Below are 20394 nucleotides of genomic sequence, written 5' to 3'. Positions count from 1 at the left end.
GTGCCAATTCGCTAATCGGCCATGGATTGACAGCGCATAAGGAGCCCCCATGTCCGGACAAGGCACGCCCATACCGATGACTTCGCATCCCTGCGGACCGCTGAACGGCACAGCCGAAGTACCCGGGGACAAGTCGATTTCGCACAGATCGCTGATTTTAGGTGCTATGGCAGTGGGCGAAACCCGGATATCTGGATTGTTGGAGGGCGAGGATGTTCTGGATACCGCTAAGGCGATGCGAGCTTTCGGGGCTGAGGTAACGGATCTCGGCGGTGGTGAATGGACGGTTCATGGTGTTGGTGTAGGCGGCTTTGCCGAACCGGATCAGGTGATTGATTGTGGCAACTCTGGAACTGGAGTGCGTCTGATCATGGGTGCTATGGCCACCTCGCCAATTACGGCAACCTTTACTGGTGACGCGAGTTTGAATAAGCGTCCAATGGCGCGTGTTACCGATCCACTAGCGCTGTTCGGGGCGCAATCTGTCGGGCGTTCTGCTGGACGGTTGCCGATGACTATCGTTGGTGCCAATGATCCGATCCCAGTTCGATACGAGGTTCCAGTGCCGTCGGCTCAAGTCAAATCAGCCGTTTTGCTGGCGGGTTTGAATGCGCCTGGTAAAACCGTCGTAATCGAAAAAGAAGCCACTCGTGATCATTCAGAGCGGATGTTAGCCGGGTTTGGGGCAGAAATCACGGTAGAGGACACAGACCAAGGCCATGTGATTACCTTGACTGGCCAGCCAGAACTTAAGCCGCAGATCATCGCGGTACCACGTGATCCGTCCAGTGCAGCCTTCCCGGTTTGTGCTGCGTTGATCACGCCCGGTTCAGATGTTTTGGTTCCAGGTATTGGCTTGAACCCAACGCGAGCCGGCTTGTTTACTACTTTGCGCGAAATGGGCGCTGATTTGACCTATGAAAATGAACGCGAAGAAGGCGGCGAACCCGTCGCCGACCTCAGAGCCCGGTATTCACCTGAAATGAAGGGTATCAAAGTACCGCCTGAACGTGCTGCGTCGATGATAGATGAGTACCCCGTGCTGTCCGTGGTCGCTGCAAACGCCGTCGGAACCACGCTCATGGGCGGGGTGCGAGAGTTGCGGGTCAAAGAAAGTGACCGAATCGACGCTATGGCGCGCGGTTTGCGTGCTAATGGTGTCGCAGTAGAGGAAGGTGAAGATTGGTGGTCGGTCGAAGGGTTGGGTATTGGTGGTGTGCCAGGCGGCGGTGTATGCGAGAGTTTCCTTGATCATCGCATAGCCATGTCCTTTATGGTGCTGGGTATGGGTGCGAAAGTTGAAGTTTCGGTGGATGACGGTGGGCCAATTGCCACCTCATTTCCGATTTTTGAGCCTCTGATGGCAGGTTTGGGTGCCAGGGTCGAACGCACATGAGGTTCACTGTCGCGATCGACGGTCCAGCTGCAGCCGGCAAGGGGACAATATCAAAGGGCATAGCGGAGCGCTTTGGGTTTTCACATCTGGACACAGGGTTGCTGTATCGCGCAGTTGGAAGGCGTACTCTTGATGGCACACCAGCCGCCGAGGCCGCCAAAGCTCTGAAAGCCGAAGAACTTGAACAAGGGGATCTGCGCACAGCTGAAATAGCACAAGCAGCATCGAAGGTGGCAGTCATACCAGAAGTTCGGTCCGCACTGGTTGATTTTCAACGCGCATTTGCCTGCAGGGCAGGTGGGGCTGTGTTGGATGGACGCGACATCGGAACGGTAATTTGTCCCAAAGCCGAGGTTAAATTGTTTGTGACTGCCAGCGCCAAGGTCCGCGCCGAACGGCGTTTTCTTGAACTTAAAGCCAAAGGTGCAGACGTGACGCGCGATCAGGTGCTGACCGACGTCAAGGAACGTGATGCGCGTGACGCCCAACGCAGTACCGCTCCGATGAAGCCAGCCAAGGACGCAAGTATGCTTGATACTTCGAGTTTGAGTATTGAAGAGGCGCTTGCGCAAGCTGTGGCAATCGTAGAACGAAAGCTACCAACAGTTCGGTAACCTCGGGCCTTGCTGTTCACCAAGCTTTGTTTGGCCTTTGTTTCACCCGTATTTTATGGTCGAGGCAACGTCTTCAGGAGATTGACCATGATCCGGTACGCACTGGCGCTTATTCTTTTGGCTGGCAGTACACTTGCTCAGGAAGCTGAACCTCCGATGGATTATAAACGGCTGGGTGAGATCATATTTGCGTTGGACCCCGACGCCCAACCAGTTGGGCCGGGGTTTGAGTTATTGGTGTCGGACCAGACGGTGCTAGTGATCACTGACGTCACCGCAGACAGGATGCGAGCGATGGTATCGATTGGCAGCGCCGCGGATTTATCAACCGCGGATTTGCAGCGAATGATGCAAGCAAATTTCGACAGCACGCTGGACGCGCGTTACGCGATCGCCAATGGTATCTTGTGGGCTGTTTACATACACCCGTTGTCTGCTCTGAAAAAAGAGCAGTTTATCTCGGGGCTGGCCCAGACCGTAAACATCTCCAAAACCTACGGTACACTTTATTCAGGCGGCGCTGCGGAATTCGGCGGGGGCGATAGCCTTGATCTGCAGCGCGCCCTGATTGAAGAGCTTCTTAAGAAAGGCGAGGAAATCTAAGCCTCGTCCCGAGTTTATGCCGAAGCTGATGTGAGGCAGACTCAAGAAATCCAATATAGTCTAGAATATACGCGGCGGGGCTCGCATCAGGCGCCCTAGGGTTATTTGCAGACCCGAGGTTACAGGGTTCGTACCCGAGGGCCAAAGATCCCTATGGTTGGCAGAGCATGTAGGCCGGGCGCCACAGTCCTTGGTTCGATGCAGGATAGCGGCAATTCTTCCCCTCGGACCCAAAAAGAATTCTGCTATACAGTCTAAAAACAAAATATGGGAATGTTTGTACATCTCCCCAATAATCAACAGGGACTGAACCAAATGAATAATCGCTTGAGCAAAATCACCATCGTTGGGGGTGGCACTGCAGGTTGGATGAGTGCGCTGATCCTCGACATGGTGTTTTCTCGCACTTCTGCACCCAAAGACCGTCCGCGCATCTGTCTGATCGAAAGCCCTAATATTGCGACTGTTGGTGTTGGTGAGGCCACGGTGCCGCGCATGCCAGTTACACTCCGCCAAGCGGGTATTTCAGAGCAGGATTTTTTTCGTGAAACCAATGCGTCGTTCAAGCTAGGTGTAAAGTTCTGTAATTGGAACAAAGACCCAAAGGGAAACCGAATTGATTATGTAAACCCTTTTGCACACGGACAGCTGTTAGAGGGGTTGGAGGCCGCCGAGTATTTTTTGCGCTTTGGCAACGGAGATCGGGACTTCACTCAGTCGATCTCTCCGCATGACGATCTGGCCCGCCTATGCAAAGGGGCGCGGCAGTTGGGGCAGCCTGAATTCGAACAGCGGTTCGGCTACGCATATCATTTAGACGCTGTAAAATTTGCCGGCATGCTCACCAAAGTCTGCACTAAGCGCGGTGTTGAGCACATCCAGGACGAAGTACAATCAGTCGAACTTGATGAACAAGGCAACGTCAGCCATTTGATGCTGGAGCGTAAGGGTCGCCATGACATTGAAATGGTCATCGATTGCACAGGATTCCGCGGATTGATAATCAATCAAGCTCTGGGCGAACCGTTTATGGATTACTCGGACTATCTGCCAAACGACCGCGCCATGGCGCTGCAGATCGAGCACCCAGATCCAGAGAAGATCGAAAGCGTCACTCGGTCTACCGCACTAGGGGCAGGTTGGACTTGGCGAGTACCGCTCTACAACCGGGTTGGCACGGGTTATGTGTTCTCATCTGCACATCGCACGGATGATCAGGCGGCAGACGAATACCTCGAATGGTTGGGTGACAGCGGCAAGGGTGCAACCCCGCGTGTGATCCCAATGCGTATCGGGCGCGTACGTAACGCATGGGTCAAGAATTGCGTCGCGATAGGTCTGTCCGGCGGATTTATCGAGCCGCTAGAGAGTACAGCGATCCACATGATTGACCACGCGATACGCTGGTTCGCCGAGCACTTGCCCACACGCGATATCGAGCCGTCCCTGCGAACCAGATATAATAGGCAGATGAATAAGCTTTATGACGAGGTTCTGGATTTCATCTGTCTGCACTATCGATTGGGCAACCGTACGGATGATCAATATTGGATCGACGCGCGCACGGAAATGAAGTTACCGGATCGGTTGGCCGAAAACCTAGAGTTATGGCAGCACCGTTTGCCGGTAGAGCATGATATCGAGTTTGCAACGCTATTCAATTTTCGCGTTTATCAGACCGTTCTTTTAGGCAAGCAGGTCTATGATACTGGCTATGGTACCGGCATCCGTGATCGTGTGCGGCCATTGAAGAAGCCGATTTGGTTCCATTGGTGGAAGGGCGCGAAAGTGGATCTTGCGCAGATACTCAAAACGATGCCGGATCACAAAACGCTGCTGCGAGATATCCGGGGTGAGCTGGAACGACCAGCTGTTGGAAAGGCTGCTGCTATGAAACCGGCCGCCGCAATGCCGGGCACCGCACCAGCACCGTTAGCGGTCCTGAATATGCCGAATCTTGCTGAGATCCAAAGCGGCGCGAAGGATTTGCAACTGTTCTAGAAACTCTCTGAGTTGCCGATACCGGGTGTTGCTGAGGTAAGTACGAAGGCTGGAGTGTTGACGCTTAGCCTTCGATACTACGTATGGCGAAACGCTCGATTCCCATTGCACCTCTTGATAAGATATGTAATGTCATCACATTACGAAAATTCTGGAATTAAGCGGTGCTGATTCACGATGTCGCGCAACCTTCGCAGTGAGCTGAAACGTCGTCGTAGGCAGGCGTCACCGATGCAAGCCTATGATGCGCTACCGCAGCCCTTACGGCAGTGGTTGACGCAAGCCTGTCTGCCCTGGAGTCCAGCTTCGGCTTTGAAAATCTGGAGGCAGACTGGCGGCAGCCGCAATCCCGCCGCTGCGATTGGTCGTCTTAATGCGGTCGAGCAGGCGATGTTGCAACAGGACACCAAGGTTTGGGCTCCAAAGAGTTGAGGATGACCCAGTGGCAATATCCGGCCGGGCTTTGGAAATATGGGCTTGGCCCTTGCGCTAGAAGAAAAATCCGCCTATACGCGCGCTGTCGATACAAGGGCGGTTAACGTCCGGGTGACGTTTCTGAGCAGGGCCGGGTTACCTCGGCCCTTTGTGTTTGTTTGTTCAGAGGCGTTCCGGAACACGCTTTAAGGCATCATGAAACAAGACCGGCGGAGACAACCGCTCGGCCAGATAAAACGTATTGTAAAGGAAAACAACGCCACATGGCTAACGCATCCATGGAGGAATTCGAAGCCCTCCTGAATGAAAGCTTCGAAATGGACACGCCCGAAGAGGGTTCTGTTGTCAAAGGCAAGGTTCTGGCAATCGAAGCCGGCCAAGCCATCATCGACGTAGGCTATAAAATGGAAGGCCGCGTTGATCTTAAAGAATTCGCAAATCCCGGCGAAGCCCCTGAAATCGCAGTCGGTGACGAGGTCGAAGTTTACCTGCGCGCTGCTGAAAATGCCAAAGGCGAAGCTGTCATCTCGCGTGAGATGGCCCGCCGTGAAGAGGCATGGGACCGCCTTGAAAAAGCATATGCCGATGACCAGCGCGTCGAAGGTGCAATCTTTGGTCGGGTCAAGGGCGGCTTCACTGTCGATCTGGGCGGTGCCGTTGCATTCCTGCCGGGTTCGCAGGTTGACGTGCGCCCTGTTCGTGACGCAGGACCTTTGATGGGACTGAAACAGCCGTTCCAGATCCTTAAAATGGATCGCCGTCGCGGCAATATCGTTGTATCGCGCCGCGCAATCCTTGAAGAATCCCGTGCCGAACAGCGTGCCGAAGTTATTGGTAACCTGACAGAGGGTCAGACCGTAGAAGGTGTCGTCAAGAACATCACCGAATACGGCGCATTTGTTGACTTGGGCGGCGTTGATGGGTTGTTGCACGTAACCGACATGGCGTGGCGCCGTGTGAACCATCCTTCCGAAATCCTGACGATCGGCGAAACCATCAAGGTTCAGGTCATCAAGATCAACAAAGACACCCATCGCATCAGCCTTGGAATGAAGCAGCTTCAGGAAGATCCATGGGATCTGGTTGCTGCTAAATATCCGCTGGGATCGGTACATCAGGGTCGCGTGACCAACATCACAGACTATGGTGCGTTCGTCGAGCTGGAAGCTGGAGTCGAAGGTCTGGTTCACGTGTCTGAGATGTCTTGGACCAAGAAAAACGTGCACCCCGGCAAGATCGTTTCTACGAGCCAGGAAGTAGATGTCATGGTTCTGGAAATCGACGGTACAAAGCGTCGTGTTTCTCTGGGCCTCAAACAGACCCAGCGCAACCCGTGGGAAGTGTTTGCAGAAACACACCCCGAGGGAACTCAGGTCGAAGGCGAAGTCAAGAACATCACCGAATTCGGGCTGTTCATCGGCCTGGAAGGCGACATCGACGGTATGGTTCACCTTTCGGACTTGTCTTGGGACGAGCGTGGCGAGGATGCAATCCAGAATTACCGCAAAGGCGACGTAGTTCAGGCGGTTGTGTCTGAGGTGGACGTAGAGAAAGAACGCATCTCTCTGTCGATCAAAGCCCTTGGTGGTGACAAGTTTGCCGAAGCCGTGGGCGGCGTTAAGCGTGGCTCAATCGTGACCGTAGAAGTCACTGCAATCGAAGAAGGTGGCATTGAGGTTGAGTATGAGGGCATGAAGTCCTTCATTCGTCGCTCAGACCTGTCACGTGACCGTGCAGAACAGCGCCCCGAGCGTTTCTCGGTTGGCGACAAGGTCGACGTACGTGTCACCAATGTTGACAGCAAAACCCGCCGACTGGGTCTGTCGATCAAGGCGCGCGAGATCGCCGAAGAGAAAGAGGCCGTGGAACAGTACGGTTCTTCCGACTCGGGAGCGTCTTTGGGCGACATTTTGGGAGCAGCTCTGAAGTCAGGCGACTGATCTCAGATTCCCAATAGGAAGCGAATTTCGACCCCGTGCAACCGCGCGGGGTCGTTTTTGTTGCGAATCAACACCTTCTAATTTGCACGCTTAGTTTGCGTCTTGTTCACCCAATAAGTGTGCAAATCGACCTGGCAGGCGAAAAATCGAGCGAGATTGCCTGAATTTTCTACCACATTGGCAAGAGTCTAAGTTCCCCCGAACAGGGTTTTTTCCTATACTGGCCAGAGCAATAGGCTTGGTAAACCAGTCGCCTGGGAGGGTAACACGCATGATCCGTTCAGAATTGATTCAAAAAATCGCCGACGAAAATCCGCATCTCTACCAACGCGACGTCGAACGGATTGTGAATACTGTGTTCGAAGAAGTGACGGATGCAATGTCGCGTGGCGACCGTGTGGAACTGCGAGGTTTTGGCGCCTTTTCCGTCAAGAAACGTGACGCTCGGGTAGGCCGCAATCCAAGAACTGGCGAGACTGTGCAGGTCGAAGAGAAATGTGTTCCGTTTTTTAAAACTGGCAAGTTGCTACGGGATCGATTGAACGGTAAAGCCTGACTTTATGATGCGCTACATTCGCTATGCTTTTCTCGCGATCCTTGGGATCGTGCTGGTTTCGATCTCGCTGGCCAATCGGCAAAATGTCGAACTGAAACTGCTGCCAGATGCCATTTCAGAACTTCTGGGCTTTAACTTGTCCACATCCTTGCCGCTGTTTCTTGTGGTCCTTGGTGGGGTTGTTGCCGGATTGATTATTGGGTTTCTTTGGGAATGGCTGCGCGAGCATAAGCACCGTCGCGATGCAACTGTGAAGAAAAGCGAAGTGCGAAAGCTGGAGCGCGAGGTTAAGAAGCTCAAGAAAAAGCAACATGAAGGTCAGGATGATGTTTTGGCATTGCTTGATGAAGCAAGCTGAGCGCGTATCATGGCAAGCGATATCCGCGTAAAAATCTGCGGTTTGACTGCATCTGAACATGTGAATGCAGCGGTGTTGGCAGGTGCGCGCTATGTTGGGTTTGTATTTTTCCCCAAATCCCCCCGGCATCTAGAGCTTTCTACTGCTGCGGAACTTGCCCATCTGGTGCCAGCGGGCATCGCCAAAGTCGCCCTTACCGTTAATGCGACAGATGAAGAACTAGACCGTATCGCCGCTTCGGTACCTCTGGACATGTGGCAACTGCACGGAACGGAAACGCCCCAGCGGGTTTCTGAGGTTCGAGACAGTTTTGGCCTGCCCGTAATGAAAGCTATTGGGATAGCCGAAGCTGAAGATCTGGCTGCAATTGACCGGTATTCCGAGGTGGCGGACCAACTGTTAATCGACGCAAAACCACCGCGAAGTTCTGAGCTTCCTGGTGGCAACGGATTGTCATTTGACTGGCGTCTGTTGGCCGGGCGGAAATACTGGCAGCTTCCGTGGATGCTGGCCGGGGGATTGACGCCTGACAATGTTGCCGAAGCAATCCGAATGACCGGGGCGCAGCAGGTTGATGTATCTTCCGGAGTGGAACGCGCGCCAGGCGTCAAGGATTCCGGGAAAATTAAAGATTTTATTGCGGCAACAAGGTGATCTGACAGACACATGGTTGCGTATCCTAAGGACATTCGTTTGAATTGGAATGCAACATGCTGGCAGCGATTGGCGGGCTTACCTTAAGAAACTGGTATAACGCGCCTGAATTTTTTTGGAGAGCGAGGCAGGCCTTAAATCAGGCGAAAGGCGATCCTCTTTGCCTGCACGCATCTGTCTTTTCACATGGCGGTCTCTATTTTTCGTTTAGTGTCTGGCATGATATTGAGGCGATGTTGACTTTCGCACAATCCGGTCCGCACCGTCGCGTTCTTGCTGTGTCGGAACGGTTGGCAATCTCACACGGGTTTCACAACTTTCCCTGCATCGCAGTGCCCACCCAGCAGCAGGCGTTGCTGATGTGGAAAGAGCATAGCGGGGCGTCAAATTGATGCGTTTTGCGATGGCAAATCTTGCCGCCACCACCTATTAACGACGGGTACGACGAGGGAGACATCCATGGCCAATGATTTATTCAATTCCTTCATGTCCGGACCGGATGAGCGGGGACGCTTTGGCATTTTCGGTGGTCGTTTCGTCAGTGAAACGCTGATGCCGCTTATCCTGTCGCTGGAAGAGGAATACGAAAAGGCGAAGGATGATCCTTCCTTCTGGGCCGAGATGGATGATCTGTGGGCCAACTACGTTGGTCGCCCGTCTCCGCTGTATTTCGCGGAACGTTTGACCGAGCATTTAGGTGGCGCCAAGATTTATCTGAAACGTGACGAGCTGAACCACACTGGTGCGCATAAGATCAACAATGTGCTCGGCCAAATTATTCTAGCCCGTCGCATGGGCAAGACACGGATCATTGCCGAAACGGGGGCAGGGCAGCACGGCGTAGCAACGGCAACTGTATGTGCCAAATTCGGCCTGAAATGCGTGGTTTATATGGGTGCGCATGACGTCCAACGACAGGCTCCAAACGTATTCCGTATGCGCCTGCTTGGTGCCGAGGTGATTCCAGTAACCAGTGGTCGAGGGACGCTTAAGGACGCTATGAACGACGCGCTCCGCGATTGGGTGACCAATGTACGTGACACCTTTTATTGCATTGGAACAGTTGCAGGCCCACATCCTTATCCGGCGATGGTGCGAGATTTCCAGTCAATAATTGGCAAGGAAGCCAAAGAACAGATGCAAAAGGCCGAGGGTCGTCTGCCGGATACAATCATCGCCGCCATCGGCGGTGGGTCGAACGCAATGGGGCTTTTTTATCCGTTCTTGGATGACAAGTCGGTGGAAATCATCGGCGTGGAAGCGGGTGGTAAAGGCGTAAACGAAAAGATGGAGCATTGCGCTTCGCTGACAGGCGGGCGCCCCGGCGTGCTGCACGGTAACCGGACATACCTATTGCAGGACGAGGATGGACAAATTCTTGAGGGTTACTCGATTTCCGCCGGCTTGGATTACCCGGGAATTGGCCCTGAGCACTCCTGGCTACATGACGTTGGGCGCGCGCAATACGTTTCAATTACGGACAAAGAGGCGCTGGACGCATTCCAGCTTTGCTGCTCGACGGAAGGTATCATTCCCGCGCTTGAACCCTGCCATGCACTGGCCCACGTGATGAAAATTGCGCCCGATCTACCCAAAGATCACCTGATTTGTATGAACATGTGCGGACGGGGCGACAAGGATGTTCAAACCGTTGCAAAATATCTGAACTTTGACATGTCTGATACCGAGGGACGCACGGCGGATTAAATCTGAAAGAAAAGGCAGAGGTAATAATTTGAAGTCTGGCTAACAGGCTTCGATGACTCAGCCTTACTTGTTGGGCCCCGTCAGTTACCACCGCGTACCGATGGAATTTAATTCTCGGCCCGATGCAAGGTCAGGATATCCAACGAGACAACTTCTAGCGCACCTTGATGCGTGGCCTCCAAGTTTACTTTGGGCGCACAGCCTTCGTCATGGGCCTGCAGAAAGCGGCCAGCGCACAGACACCAATTATCACCAGGTTTCAGGCCGGGAAAATCAAACTCTGGCCTCGGTGTGCTCAAGTCATTGCCGACGTATTTTGAAAAGGCCAAAAACTCGGCCGTCATCACTGCGCAGACTGTGTGGCTTCCCTGATCCTCGGGGCAAGTGTTGCAGGCACCGTCGCGAAAGAAACCGGTTAATGGATCGCGTGAACATGGAGCCAGAACATTGCCCAAAACATTAATGCTATCCTGTTTCTGCATAAGGGTATCTTACAGTGTTTGTGCAATCTTGCGGAACATTTCTATGTTCTGGTCGTTGATACCCGGATCGCGGAACTTGCGATCCGCCCCTGTCGTGACGATCAGCACTCCGCGAGGTTGGTCGAAATAGATGTACTGACCGTAGATACCCCGCGCTAAAAATTCACCTTCATGGGCGTTTTTGGGGATCCACCACTGATATCCATATCCTATTTTCCCGGGCTCAGTCGGTGCGCTGGGCCAAGTTGACTCGGCAATCCAATTTTCCGGAACCAGTTGTTTCCCATTCCAAAATCCGTTTTGCAGGATCATCTGGCCAAAGCGGGCAAAATCGCGCGTGGTAAAGTTGAGGCCACCCAGAACAAAGGCAACGCCCGCTCCGTCTGTAATGTAGTACCCGTCATATTCCAGGCCTAGTGGCTCGATTATTCGTTCCGTAAGCAACTCCGTCACGCTGCGTCCGGATGCCCCTCGAACGACCATGCCGATCACGTGTGTATCAATTGACACGTACTGCCAGGTCTCTCCCGGTGCGATAAAGCTGTCCTGCAAAGATGCTGCAAAGTCGTCCAACTCTTGGCCCAACGCCACCACGCGTCCCATCCGGTTGATGTCTGAGTTATAGTCCAAATAATCTTCGTCGAATGTGACGCCGCTGGCCATGTTCAGGACATTGCGGATCGTGGCGCCATCGTAGGCCGTTCCCTTAAGTTTTGGCGAATACTTTACGACCAAGTCATCCAGCGATTCGATCGAGCCTTCGGCCAGGAGGATACCGAGCAAAGCGGATAAATAACTTTTGGCGACCGACCAAGATATCCGGCGGTCATCCGGGCCGGTTTCAAGGTAATATTCTTCAAAACGGATCTGCCCGTTCTGCATCACGACTAAAGAGGTAACCGCACGATCCTCGACCCAATTATCAGTTCCTTCTGGTAATTCGAAACTGGGTCCGTAAGGCAGCTCATGCGTCGGGCCGGTCCCTCTTGGCAGGTTCACAGTAAGAAATGCTTCGTTCATGTGCGAAAAATTATGAACGATTTTCTCTTTGGAAAACAGAGAGTTCACGGCCAAAAGTCGTTGGATTTCTTCGCGTTTCCAAAGGCCTACAATCAGTGCGGCCAAGGCCAGCGTCAACACGATACGCAACAACCATCTAAGCGCAATTCTCATGTGTTTCCTTTCTGTCGCTCAAAATAGGAACAAGAGTTGATGTGTTTCGTATTCCGGAATCGATCAATTCTGTTCATTTACCGGAATTTATCCAATAATTTTTGCATGGGTGAACGATCGTCGGTCGCAGGTTCAGGGCTTTTGGCAGGGGCCTTTTCGGAAGCGGCAGGCTCCGTTTTTTTGGATGAACGTGGCGGAGCGGAGCGCAGGGCAACTGCATTCATGAACTTGCCACCTTCATCCTTGGCTAAATAAGCAGCCCCATCTGAGACGCCACGCAACACCTCCTCCAACCATTCGCTATCGGCTTTGGCGAAATCGCTCAGGACGTAGGGTGAGACTAGTTCTTTCCGACCAGGATGGCCGATGCCCAAGCGCACCCGATCATAGGCTGGACTTATATGTTCGTGGATCGATCGCAATCCGTTGTGGCCCGCGTGCCCGCCACCTGCCTTTACCCGAACCTTACCCGGTGCGAGGTCCAGTTCGTCGTGAAAAACTGTCACATCGGTCGAGTCAAGTTTGTAAAACCGCATCGTTTCACCCACGGCTTGACCAGAGCGATTCATGAAGGTCTGCGGTTTAATCAGCAGCACTCTCTCATCACTCAAACGTCCTTCGGCAATCTCAGCCTGAAACTTGGATTTCCATGGGCTGAATCCGTGATCCGCAGCGATCCGGTCCACGGCCATAAAGCCGATGTTGTGTCGGTTTCGGGCGTATTTTGATCCGGGGTTTCCCAACCCGACAAACAGTTTCATGGCCTCGTCCTCGTGCTGTGCGACATGCGCAATCGGTTGATGGCACGGATCGGCATCCGTTTTCCAGCCCAAGTGCACCAAAAGAAAACGGGGCCCCGTTGGAGCCCCGTCAAAAAGTCCGAAAAACGTTAGTTCGGTTTATTCTTCAGCTTCTTCCTGGCCAACGACTTCAACCTCGTCCGCGGCCACTTCTTCTTCTTCGCCTTCCTCGTCTTCGCTGGTCGACAAGCCTGTTGGCGCCGACACGTTCGCGATCACAAAATCACGGTCGATTGTGGGTTTTGTACCACCGGGCAGGTCGACTGAGGAAATGGTCGCAACATCGTTGATCTCCATGCCGGTCAGATCAACTGTAATCTTCTCGGGAATTTCACCTGCGGTGCACAACAGTTCAACTTCCGGGCGGACAACGGTCAAAACGCCACCCTTCTTGATGCCGGGGGCCGCGTCTTCATTGATGAATTCAACGGGAATGAACAACGCGATTTTGGTTGTCCGGCGCAGACGCATCAGATCCAAATGGGTAGGAAGGTCTTTGACGACGTCGCGCTGCACGTCGCGGCAGATGACACGTACGTCTTCGTGGCCTTCCACCTTCAGGTTCCACAGTGTTGACTTGAACCGGCCAGCTTTCAGACGCTTGAGCAGTTCATTGAACGGAATTTGGATCGGCAGCGGATCTTTGTCGCCACCAAAAACAATGCCCGGAACCATGCCGTCGCGGCGTGCCTGACGAGCGGCGCCCTTGCCTGTCCCCGTCCGTTCCAGAGCTTCGAGATCAGGAATCTCACCAGCCATGATAAATCTCCAATGTTAGGGCGGGCATCCTCCAAGGCTGTATACCCGCGTGAAGCCGCGTCCATAGACCGAATCTGTCGAATTGAAAAGCACCTTTTTGGGTCTTCAATCGTTTCTGCTATTTGTTGATTGAATTGGGCGCATACTATTCCCGCTTGGGCAATTCGTCGTCCACGTCTACTACACGGTTAGCATAGTGAAAGTGGCTGATAGAACTGAGTTCCTCTGGAAGAACTCCGCCGTTGCGCTTGGCGATCAGGTGCTGGGACACCACTTTCCAACCTAGACCATTTGTATTGTACAGAACTTCACCGCAATCCCGGCAAAAGATCTTTTTCATAGACAGGGTTGGATGTTGGAATTCCGAGATTGAATCTTCGCCTTTATCGACTGAGATCTGCTCGGGGTTCCATGCTGTGACGGAGTGGTAAGGGGTGTTGAGAAGTATCCGACAGGCGTTGCAATGACAGTGTCCTCGCACCCTTGGTTCACCCGACAAAGTCAATTGTGTCTTACCGCAGTCGCAACCGATGGAATATTTGGATGGCATTCTACTCTCCTGCGCTGAATTGAAGTTCTGGTACCAAGATCAATCCTCTTGTGACATGATCAGCCCTGCCAGCGGCCTCCAAAATCTTCGGGAACCAGCAGATTGTGCGGTCCTAAGTTTTTAACATTCCGCTCACCGCACAGGGCCATTGTTGTGTCCAGCTCTTTATGAATGACCTCTAACGCGGTTGACACGCCCTGCTGACCCATCGCACCTAACCCATAGATAAAGGCCCGACCAATAAAGGTGCCCGTGGCGCCCAGCGCCAATGCTTTCAACACGTCCTGACCCGAGCGGATACCGCTATCCAAATGCACCTCTATTTCTCCGCCGACTGCTTCCATTATTTCGGGCAACACCCGGATCGAGCTAAGTGCGCCATCCAATTGACGCCCTCCGTGGTTGGAAACCACGATAGCATCAGCCCCTAACTTTGCGGCCATTCTGGCATCGTCGGCATCCAGAATGCCTTTGAGTATTACCTTGCCACCCCATTGCTCCATCAACTTTTCAACTTTGTTCCAGTCGAGACTGGGGTCGAATTGCTCGGCTGTCCAAGTTCCCAGCGAAGACGTGTCGGTGATGGTGTCGACGTGACCAACGATATTGCCGAACTCGCGCCTTTTGGCTCCTAACATTTCGATGCCCCAGGCCCATTTCGTCATGAGATTGGCAATTGTCCTGGGCGTTAGCTTTGGCGGCGCGGACAAACCGTTCTTTATGTCTTTGTGACGCTGCCCAAGAATCTGCAAGTCCAACGTTATGACCAGCGCCGAGCATTTGGCATCCTTCGCGCGTTGGATCAGGCGGCTGACATAATCTTCGTCCTTCATCGTATATAGTTGGAACCAAAAAGGTTTGGTGGTCGCTTCGGCTACGTCTTCGATCGAGTTAATCGACATTGTAGACAACGTAAAAGGTATGCCGAACGCCTCGGCAGCTTTGGCCGCCTTGATTTCCCCGTCGGCGTGTTGCATCCCGGTCAATCCTACGGGGGCCAGTGCCACAGGCATTGAAACATCTTCTCCAATCATCTGGGATGCGGTCGAGCGTCCTGACATATCCACTGCAACCCGTTGACGAAGGCGGATTTTCTCGAAATCCGACGTATTTTCGCGAAATGTCTGCTCGGTCCAGCTGCCGCTTTCTGTATAGTCGAAAAACATACGCGGCACGCGGCGTTCATAAATCCGCTTAAGGTCTTCAATATTTGTAATGGTAGGCATGGCGCAGCCCTTCGCATGATTGGTTAGGATTTCTTACCAATTTTCCGAACCTGGGGCAACGATACAAAATGCGGTCCGTTGCCACGTTCGATATGAAAACAGCCGCAACGGAAGTTTGTCTATTGCGGCGTTCAAGGCTGTTACTTGGTATTTTAAAGGATCAGGTGGAATGAGCCCCGTCCGCAAGTGTTTTCACAAAGTCTAAGACATCGTGCACTGGTTTGCCTGCGCCTATCTGGCTGACTATCGCCGATCCCACAACTGCGCCATCAGCAACCGATGCAATGGCCCGAGATTTTTCAGGGGTATTAATGCCAAAACCAACAATAACCGGTAGGTCGGTGGCGGATTTGATACGAGATACTTCCGGGCCAACGTCAGTGGCCTGAGCCTCTGCAGCGCCTGTAATTCCAGTGATCGAAACATAGTAAACAAAGCCTGACGTGTTCTGAAGAACTCTCGGCAATCTGGCGTCGTCCGTAGTTGGCGTCGCAAGGCGGATAAAATTCAGGCCAGCTGTTTGCGCAGGCAAACAAAGTTCCTCGTCTTCTTCTGGTGGAAGGTCGACAACGATCAGCCCGTCGATCCCAGCCGCCTTGGCATCAATTAGAAATTTATCGACGCCCCTGTTGTAGATCGGGTTGTAGTATCCCATCAAAACAATCGGAGTGGTATCGTCGGTTTCACGAAACGCCCCCGCCAGGTCCAACGTACGTTGCAGGGTCATGCCACCATCCAAAGCCCGCTGCCCAGCGGCCTGAATAGTAGGGCCGTCTGCCATTGGATCGGTAAAGGGTAGTCCCAATTCGATTACATCAACACCCGCACCGGGTAGACCTTTTATCACCTCGAGTGAGGTGTCATAATCCGGGTCTCCGGCCATGACATAGGCGACGAAAGCCTTTTTCCCCTGATCTCTCAGAGCTGCAAATTTGGCGTCGATACGGGTCATTTTCGGTCCTTGTGTAAAGGTTTCGATCTGATGTGCAAAAACTTTGCCTGAAAATCAATCCCGGTTATGTCGCCAACACTAGAACGCGCATAAGCATAGAAGCAGTTACGAGTGAAATCTTTACTAAGATTGTTGGACGCTAACGAGGGATTTGAACCTTCAATCGTCGCGGGCTGGAATTCCGACGGGATTGCCTAGTCCTTCATTTAGTTTACTAGCAACGCAGCAAATAAACACATCGTAGTATTAAAGGATTGCGAGGTCGTTCTCTGATAACTCGTGCGACCATTAACTTGCGCATTCCCCTCGACCTGCATAGAAGCTTCGCTCGAATGGCATCAGGAGACCGTCATGGGTTTTAAAATGGGAATAGTAGGCTTGCCTAATGTCGGCAAATCGACCCTGTTCAATGCGCTGACAAAAACCGCTGCTGCGCAAGCGGCGAATTTCCCGTTCTGTACTATCGAACCCAATGTCGGTGATGTGGCGGTGCCAGATGACAGGCTGGACAAACTGGCGGCGATTGCCAGCTCGAAGCAGATTATTCCCACCCGAATGACATTCGTCGACATTGCGGGGCTGGTTAAAGGTGCATCCAAAGGTGAGGGGTTGGGAAACCAGTTTCTTGCCAACATTCGAGAAACAGACGCCATTGCACACGTTCTACGATGTTTCGAAGACGGGGATGTGACCCACGTGGATGGACGCGTGGATCCCGTGGCAGATGCCGATACGATCGAAACAGAATTGATGCTGGCTGATCTTGAAAGTATTGAGAAACGTCGGGCCAATCTGGTACGTAAGCTTAAAGGCAACGACAAAGAAGCTAAGCAACAAGATCGCCTTCTTGCTGCCGCGCAAGAGGTCCTGGAAAGCGGCAAACCAGCTCGATTAGTCGAAGTGTCTGACGAGGATGCCAAAGCTTGGAAAACACTACAGCTTTTGACGACAAAACCGGTTCTATACGTTTGTAACGTATCCGAGGAAGAAGCTGCCGAAGGCAACGAATACTCGGCTCGCGTGGCCGAAATGGCCGCGGCACAGGGCAACGCCCACGTCATCATCAGCGCCAAGATCGAAGAAGAAATCAGTCTTCTGGAACCTGACGAAGCTCAGATGTTCCTAGAGGAAATGGGGCTTGAGGAGCCAGGCCTCGACCGATTGATCCGCGCTGGATATGATCTGCTGAAACTGGAAACCTATTTCACTGTGGGTCCCAAGGAGGCCCGGGCCTGGACAATCCGAACCGGTACCGCTGCACCGCAGGCGGCAGGAGTTATCCACGGCGACTTTGAAAAGGGTTTTATTCGCGCTGAAACTATTTCTTATAGCGATTACATTGCGGCAAATGGCGAGCAAGGCGCCAAGGAAGCGGGCAAGATGCGGGCCGAAGGCAAAGGATACATCGTCAAAGATGGCGATGTGATGCACTTTCTGTTCAACACGTGACGACTTTGGGTCTTTTCCTGCGGGATGAGCGAGTTATCCTGTCGCATCTGCAGCACCGAGGCTTAAAGTGATCGAAATCCGTGACCTTCAGTTGCTCAGCGCCTTGGCGCGGCATCGCCATTTTGCCAAAGCCGCCGAAGAATGCGGGATTTCTCAACCTGCGTTTTCCATGCGTATTCGTAACCTGGAAGACCGGCTAGGCGTTTCGATTGTAAGGCGCGCAAACCGGTTTCAGGGTCTGACCGAAGAAGGTGAGATGATCGTGCAGCGCGCGCGGCGCATCCTTGACGACACCAAGGCATTGGAACAACAGGTTTTGGCGACAAGGGGGGAAATCACCGGAACCCTGATTTTGGGTGTGATTCCCACTGCGATAGCCTTTACCGGTCGCCTTACAAAGCGTCTCAGGCAGGCGCATCCACGAATTATCACACGTATCGAAACGATGTCGGCCACCGCTATTCAGCATCGCCTGGACGAGGGTAGCCTGGACGCAGGGGTAACTTACGGTGACAGCATCGGTACCGATCTTCGCCGGGTCGAACCCCTGTATGAAGAGACGTATGTACTGTTGGTCCCAGAACATATGACTGACGAAACCGGACCTGTATCTTGGGCTCGTGTGTCGGAGTTCCCCATAAGTCTGCTCGAACCTCAAATGCAAAATCGTCGTATTCTGGACCGTATTTTTACTGAGCAGGGGTTACATCCGGATATTGTCGCCGAGACTAGCGGCTTCACCGCGTCTATGGTCATGGCACGCGAAGGTTTGGCCGCCACAGTTGTTCCTCGGATTTTGGTACGTGCGCTGGGCGAGCTTGAGGGTACCCGTGTGCTGCCACTTGTTGATCCCGTTGTTAGTAAGCCGATTTGTCTGGCGACCCTGACGCGGGATCCAGAGCTTCCAACTGTCGAGGCATTGCGGGCGGTCGTGACGTCTTTTCGGTGATAATCTGTCGTTATCGTGCGATTGCAATTAGCGATTTGACGATATGTTATTCTGATGAGACACGACACCTCAATCGGAGGGTACCATGGCACCATTAGACACCAAGCCATCAGGCGCACCAAAGGGCGTCTGGAAGTCAGGTAAAGGCAAAGGAAGGCATACGCCCAAAGGCCGCCAATTCACAGATGAGGCCCAGGCCGATATTGCTGGCTTGCTGGGCGATCGCCCGCGTCGGCGCGACTTGCTGATCGAGTTTCTGCATCTAATTCAAGATAAACACGGTCACATTAGTGCCGACCACATCGCAGCTTTGGCAGTTGAGATGCGGATTGGTCAGGCCGAGATATATGAGACGGCCACCTTTTACGCCCACTTCGACGTAATCAAAGAGGATGAAACACCTCCACCAGCCCTCACGATTCGAGTTTGTGATTCCTTATCCTGCGAAATGGCTGGAGCACAACAGTTGCAGCAAGCATTGGAAGACGGGCTGGATCCGGCTCAGGTTCGTGTGGTGCGTGCGCCCTGCATGGGTCGTTGTGACACCGCCCCGGTACTGGAAATAGGTCACAACCACATCGATCACGCGACCCCTGAAAAAGTTCAGGCGGCGATCGCAGCCGATGATACTCATGTTCATCTTCCCGAATACGAAACTTACGCCTCATATGCCGATAATGGCGGCTACACCAAGCTAGAAGAGCTGCGCGAGGGTGGTGACTGGGAGAAAGTTCAAGAAGACATCCTTTCCTCGGGGCTGCGCGGATTGGGCGGTGCAGGCTTCCCGTCGGGTAAAAAGTGGGGCTTTGTTCGAATGAACGAAGGCCCGCGCTATCTGGCCGTGAATGGTGATGAGGGCGAACCCGGTACGTTTAAGGACCGCTACTATTTGGAGCGTACACCGCACGTCTTCCTCGAAGGCATGTTGATCGCTGCTTGGGCGGTGGAAGCCGAGACCTGCTTTATTTATATGCGCGACGAATATCCGGCGGTGCTCGAAATCCTACGCCGGGAAATTGCTGCACTGGAAGAGGCCGGGGTCGTAGCCAAGGGTTACATTGACCTTCGCCGAGGCGCAGGTGCCTATATCTGCGGTGAAGAATCCGCAATGATCGAATCAATCGAGGGAAAGCGCGGAATGCCGCGACACCGTCCTCCGTTTGTTGCACAAGTTGGAGTCTTTAACCGCCCAACATTGGTGCACAATGTCGAGACACTCTATTGGGTGTCAAAGATCTGCCGCGAGGGGCCGCAGATTCTAAACTCAGTTGAAAAGAATGGTCGTAAGGGCCTGCGCAGCTATTCGGTTTCAGGCCGCGTGGCAAAACCGGGCGTGTACCTGTTGCCCGCAGGATCGACCATTCTTGATGTGATTGATGCCGCCGGCGGCATGGCCGAGGGTCATGTTTTCAAGGCGTATCAACCGGGCGGGCCGTCGTCAGGTCTTCTCCCCTCAAGCATAGACGACGTCCCGCTCGACTTTGACACCCTGCAGCCACTCGGTACCTTTATCGGGTCCGCTGCTGTTGTGGTTCTTTCTAATCAAGATGCCGCCCGCGATGCAGCTTTGAACATGCTTCGCTTTTTCGAGGATGAAAGCTGTGGCCAGTGCACTCCGTGCCGCGCGGGATGTGAAAAGGCTGTGAAACTGATGCAGGCAGAAACTTGGGACACTGATCTGCTTGAGGACCTTTGTCAGGTCATGGGCGATGCGTCAATCTGCGGTCTGGGGCAGGCGGCGCCGAACCCGATCCGTTTGGTCATAAAACATTTCGCTGACGAAATCTGAG

General features: G+C 53.2%; 21 protein-coding genes. 14 read left to right on the top strand and 7 right to left on the bottom strand.

Annotated elements, in window-relative coordinates; genetic code table 11:
• Window positions 1-49 precede the first annotated feature (49 nt).
• From aroA to trpB, 11 genes are all read left to right on the top strand, one after another.
• The gene (aroA, locus tag GOV45_RS02665; protein WP_170473848.1) at window positions 50-1396 is read left to right on the top strand and encodes a 3-phosphoshikimate 1-carboxyvinyltransferase; all 1347 of its coding nucleotides are present in this window, start codon (window positions 50-52) and stop codon (window positions 1394-1396) included.
• Window positions 1393-2010: a (d)CMP kinase gene (locus tag GOV45_RS02660; RefSeq protein WP_170473847.1), complete on the top strand. Its 618-nt coding sequence runs from the start codon at window positions 1393-1395 to the stop codon at window positions 2008-2010. Before aroA ends, GOV45_RS02660 begins: the two co-directional genes overlap by 4 nt.
• Before the next feature lie 87 nt (window positions 2011-2097).
• A complete protein-coding gene (locus GOV45_RS02655) occupies window positions 2098-2613 on the top strand; it encodes a hypothetical protein (protein WP_170473845.1) in 516 nt (171 codons plus the stop codon).
• A 315-nt stretch (window positions 2614-2928) separates the two neighbouring features.
• Window positions 2929-4614: a tryptophan halogenase family protein gene (locus GOV45_RS02650; protein ID WP_170473843.1), complete on the top strand. Its 1686-nt coding sequence runs from the start codon at window positions 2929-2931 to the stop codon at window positions 4612-4614.
• A 177-nt stretch (window positions 4615-4791) separates the two neighbouring features.
• Window positions 4792-5046: a DUF6525 family protein gene (locus tag GOV45_RS02645; RefSeq protein ID WP_254442476.1), complete on the top strand. Its 255-nt coding sequence runs from the start codon at window positions 4792-4794 to the stop codon at window positions 5044-5046.
• A gap of 266 nt (window positions 5047-5312) precedes the next feature.
• Window positions 5313-6989 carry a 30S ribosomal protein S1 gene (gene rpsA / locus GOV45_RS02640; protein WP_170473840.1) on the top strand — a complete coding sequence of 559 codons (1677 nt, stop codon included), beginning with the start codon at window positions 5313-5315 and terminating at the stop codon, window positions 6987-6989.
• Between the two features lie 271 nt (window positions 6990-7260).
• Window positions 7261-7545: an integration host factor subunit beta gene (gene ihfB, locus GOV45_RS02635; protein ID WP_008758048.1), complete on the top strand. Its 285-nt coding sequence runs from the start codon at window positions 7261-7263 to the stop codon at window positions 7543-7545.
• A gap of 7 nt (window positions 7546-7552) precedes the next feature.
• On the top strand, window positions 7553-7903 hold the full coding sequence (locus GOV45_RS02630; RefSeq protein WP_170475348.1) for a lipopolysaccharide assembly protein LapA domain-containing protein: 351 nt from the start codon (window positions 7553-7555) through the stop codon (window positions 7901-7903).
• A 9-nt stretch (window positions 7904-7912) separates the two neighbouring features.
• Complete coding sequence (locus GOV45_RS02625) at window positions 7913-8557, top strand: phosphoribosylanthranilate isomerase (RefSeq protein WP_170473837.1); 645 nt, start codon at window positions 7913-7915, stop codon at window positions 8555-8557.
• Between the two features lie 56 nt (window positions 8558-8613).
• Entirely contained in the window at window positions 8614-8949 is a 336-nt protein-coding gene (locus tag GOV45_RS02620; RefSeq protein ID WP_170473834.1) for a hypothetical protein, read from the top strand.
• Window positions 8950-9016: 67 nt separating this feature from the next.
• Window positions 9017-10264: a tryptophan synthase subunit beta gene (gene trpB / locus GOV45_RS02615; protein WP_170473832.1), complete on the top strand. Its 1248-nt coding sequence runs from the start codon at window positions 9017-9019 to the stop codon at window positions 10262-10264.
• Between the two features lie 107 nt (window positions 10265-10371).
• Here the strand turns inward: trpB and GOV45_RS02610 are convergent, their stop codons facing one another.
• The 7 genes from GOV45_RS02610 to trpA all read right to left on the bottom strand — a co-directional run bounded on the left by GOV45_RS02610 (window position 10372) and on the right by trpA (window position 16206).
• Window positions 10372-10746, bottom strand: a complete 375-nt coding sequence (locus GOV45_RS02610) for a DUF2237 family protein (protein ID WP_170473829.1) — start codon at window positions 10744-10746, stop codon at window positions 10372-10374.
• Window positions 10747-10755: 9 nt separating this feature from the next.
• A complete protein-coding gene (locus GOV45_RS02605; protein ID WP_170473826.1) occupies window positions 10756-11919 on the bottom strand; it encodes a serine hydrolase domain-containing protein in 1164 nt (387 codons plus the stop codon).
• 77 nt (window positions 11920-11996) lie between these two features.
• A complete protein-coding gene (gene pth / locus GOV45_RS02600; protein ID WP_170473823.1) occupies window positions 11997-12680 on the bottom strand; it encodes an aminoacyl-tRNA hydrolase in 684 nt (227 codons plus the stop codon).
• A 138-nt stretch (window positions 12681-12818) separates the two neighbouring features.
• Window positions 12819-13478: a 50S ribosomal protein L25/general stress protein Ctc gene (locus tag GOV45_RS02595; protein ID WP_170473820.1), complete on the bottom strand. Its 660-nt coding sequence runs from the start codon at window positions 13476-13478 to the stop codon at window positions 12819-12821.
• 145 nt (window positions 13479-13623) lie between these two features.
• The gene (locus GOV45_RS23435; RefSeq protein ID WP_170473817.1) at window positions 13624-14028 is read right to left on the bottom strand and encodes a GFA family protein; all 405 of its coding nucleotides are present in this window, start codon (window positions 14026-14028) and stop codon (window positions 13624-13626) included.
• Between the two features lie 59 nt (window positions 14029-14087).
• Entirely contained in the window at window positions 14088-15254 is a 1167-nt protein-coding gene (locus GOV45_RS02585; RefSeq protein ID WP_170473814.1) for an alpha-hydroxy acid oxidase, read from the bottom strand.
• Between the two features lie 160 nt (window positions 15255-15414).
• Window positions 15415-16206, bottom strand: a complete 792-nt coding sequence (gene trpA, locus GOV45_RS02580) for a tryptophan synthase subunit alpha (protein ID WP_170473811.1) — start codon at window positions 16204-16206, stop codon at window positions 15415-15417.
• A 351-nt stretch (window positions 16207-16557) separates the two neighbouring features.
• Between trpA and ychF the strand changes: the two genes are divergently transcribed.
• From ychF to GOV45_RS02565, 3 genes are all read left to right on the top strand, one after another.
• The gene (ychF, locus tag GOV45_RS02575; RefSeq protein WP_170473809.1) at window positions 16558-17655 is read left to right on the top strand and encodes a redox-regulated ATPase YchF; all 1098 of its coding nucleotides are present in this window, start codon (window positions 16558-16560) and stop codon (window positions 17653-17655) included.
• Window positions 17656-17722: 67 nt separating this feature from the next.
• A complete protein-coding gene (locus GOV45_RS02570) occupies window positions 17723-18604 on the top strand; it encodes a LysR family transcriptional regulator (RefSeq protein WP_170473806.1) in 882 nt (293 codons plus the stop codon).
• An 85-nt stretch (window positions 18605-18689) separates the two neighbouring features.
• The gene (locus GOV45_RS02565) at window positions 18690-20393 is read left to right on the top strand and encodes an NAD(P)H-dependent oxidoreductase subunit E (RefSeq protein WP_170473803.1); all 1704 of its coding nucleotides are present in this window, start codon (window positions 18690-18692) and stop codon (window positions 20391-20393) included.
• Window position 20394: the final 1 nt, after the last annotated feature.

The sequence above is a fragment of the Ruegeria arenilitoris genome, assembly GCF_013035425.1.
Lineage (GTDB): Bacteria > Pseudomonadota > Alphaproteobacteria > Rhodobacterales > Rhodobacteraceae > Ruegeria > Ruegeria arenilitoris_A.
The sequence above is the reverse complement of the archived record's forward strand: the minus strand, read 5'-3'. Positions and strand labels throughout refer to the sequence as shown.

Bases quoted from the DNA above. Each gene is read 5' to 3' on its own strand.
- aroA (WP_170473848.1), top strand. From the start codon at position 50: ATGTCCGGACAAGGCACGCCCATACCGATGACTTCGCATCCCTGCGGA.
- GOV45_RS02660 (WP_170473847.1), top strand. From the start codon at position 1,393: ATGAGGTTCACTGTCGCGATCGACGGTCCAGCTGCAGCCGGCAAGGGG.
- GOV45_RS02655 (WP_170473845.1), top strand. From the start codon at position 2,098: ATGATCCGGTACGCACTGGCGCTTATTCTTTTGGCTGGCAGTACACTT.
- GOV45_RS02650 (WP_170473843.1), top strand. From the start codon at position 2,929: ATGAATAATCGCTTGAGCAAAATCACCATCGTTGGGGGTGGCACTGCA.
- GOV45_RS02645 (WP_254442476.1), top strand. From the start codon at position 4,792: ATGTCGCGCAACCTTCGCAGTGAGCTGAAACGTCGTCGTAGGCAGGCG.
- rpsA (WP_170473840.1), top strand. From the start codon at position 5,313: ATGGCTAACGCATCCATGGAGGAATTCGAAGCCCTCCTGAATGAAAGC.
- ihfB (WP_008758048.1), top strand. From the start codon at position 7,261: ATGATCCGTTCAGAATTGATTCAAAAAATCGCCGACGAAAATCCGCAT.
- GOV45_RS02630 (WP_170475348.1), top strand. From the start codon at position 7,553: ATGCGCTACATTCGCTATGCTTTTCTCGCGATCCTTGGGATCGTGCTG.
- GOV45_RS02625 (WP_170473837.1), top strand. From the start codon at position 7,913: ATGGCAAGCGATATCCGCGTAAAAATCTGCGGTTTGACTGCATCTGAA.
- GOV45_RS02620 (WP_170473834.1), top strand. From the start codon at position 8,614: ATGCTGGCAGCGATTGGCGGGCTTACCTTAAGAAACTGGTATAACGCG.
- trpB (WP_170473832.1), top strand. From the start codon at position 9,017: ATGGCCAATGATTTATTCAATTCCTTCATGTCCGGACCGGATGAGCGG.
- GOV45_RS02610 (WP_170473829.1), bottom strand. From the start codon at position 10,746: ATGCAGAAACAGGATAGCATTAATGTTTTGGGCAATGTTCTGGCTCCA.
- GOV45_RS02605 (WP_170473826.1), bottom strand. From the start codon at position 11,919: ATGAGAATTGCGCTTAGATGGTTGTTGCGTATCGTGTTGACGCTGGCC.
- pth (WP_170473823.1), bottom strand. From the start codon at position 12,680: ATGAAACTGTTTGTCGGGTTGGGAAACCCCGGATCAAAATACGCCCGA.
- GOV45_RS02595 (WP_170473820.1), bottom strand. From the start codon at position 13,478: ATGGCTGGTGAGATTCCTGATCTCGAAGCTCTGGAACGGACGGGGACA.
- GOV45_RS23435 (WP_170473817.1), bottom strand. From the start codon at position 14,028: ATGCCATCCAAATATTCCATCGGTTGCGACTGCGGTAAGACACAATTG.
- GOV45_RS02585 (WP_170473814.1), bottom strand. From the start codon at position 15,254: ATGCCTACCATTACAAATATTGAAGACCTTAAGCGGATTTATGAACGC.
- trpA (WP_170473811.1), bottom strand. From the start codon at position 16,206: ATGACCCGTATCGACGCCAAATTTGCAGCTCTGAGAGATCAGGGGAAA.
- ychF (WP_170473809.1), top strand. From the start codon at position 16,558: ATGGGTTTTAAAATGGGAATAGTAGGCTTGCCTAATGTCGGCAAATCG.
- GOV45_RS02565 (WP_170473803.1), top strand. From the start codon at position 18,690: ATGGCACCATTAGACACCAAGCCATCAGGCGCACCAAAGGGCGTCTGG.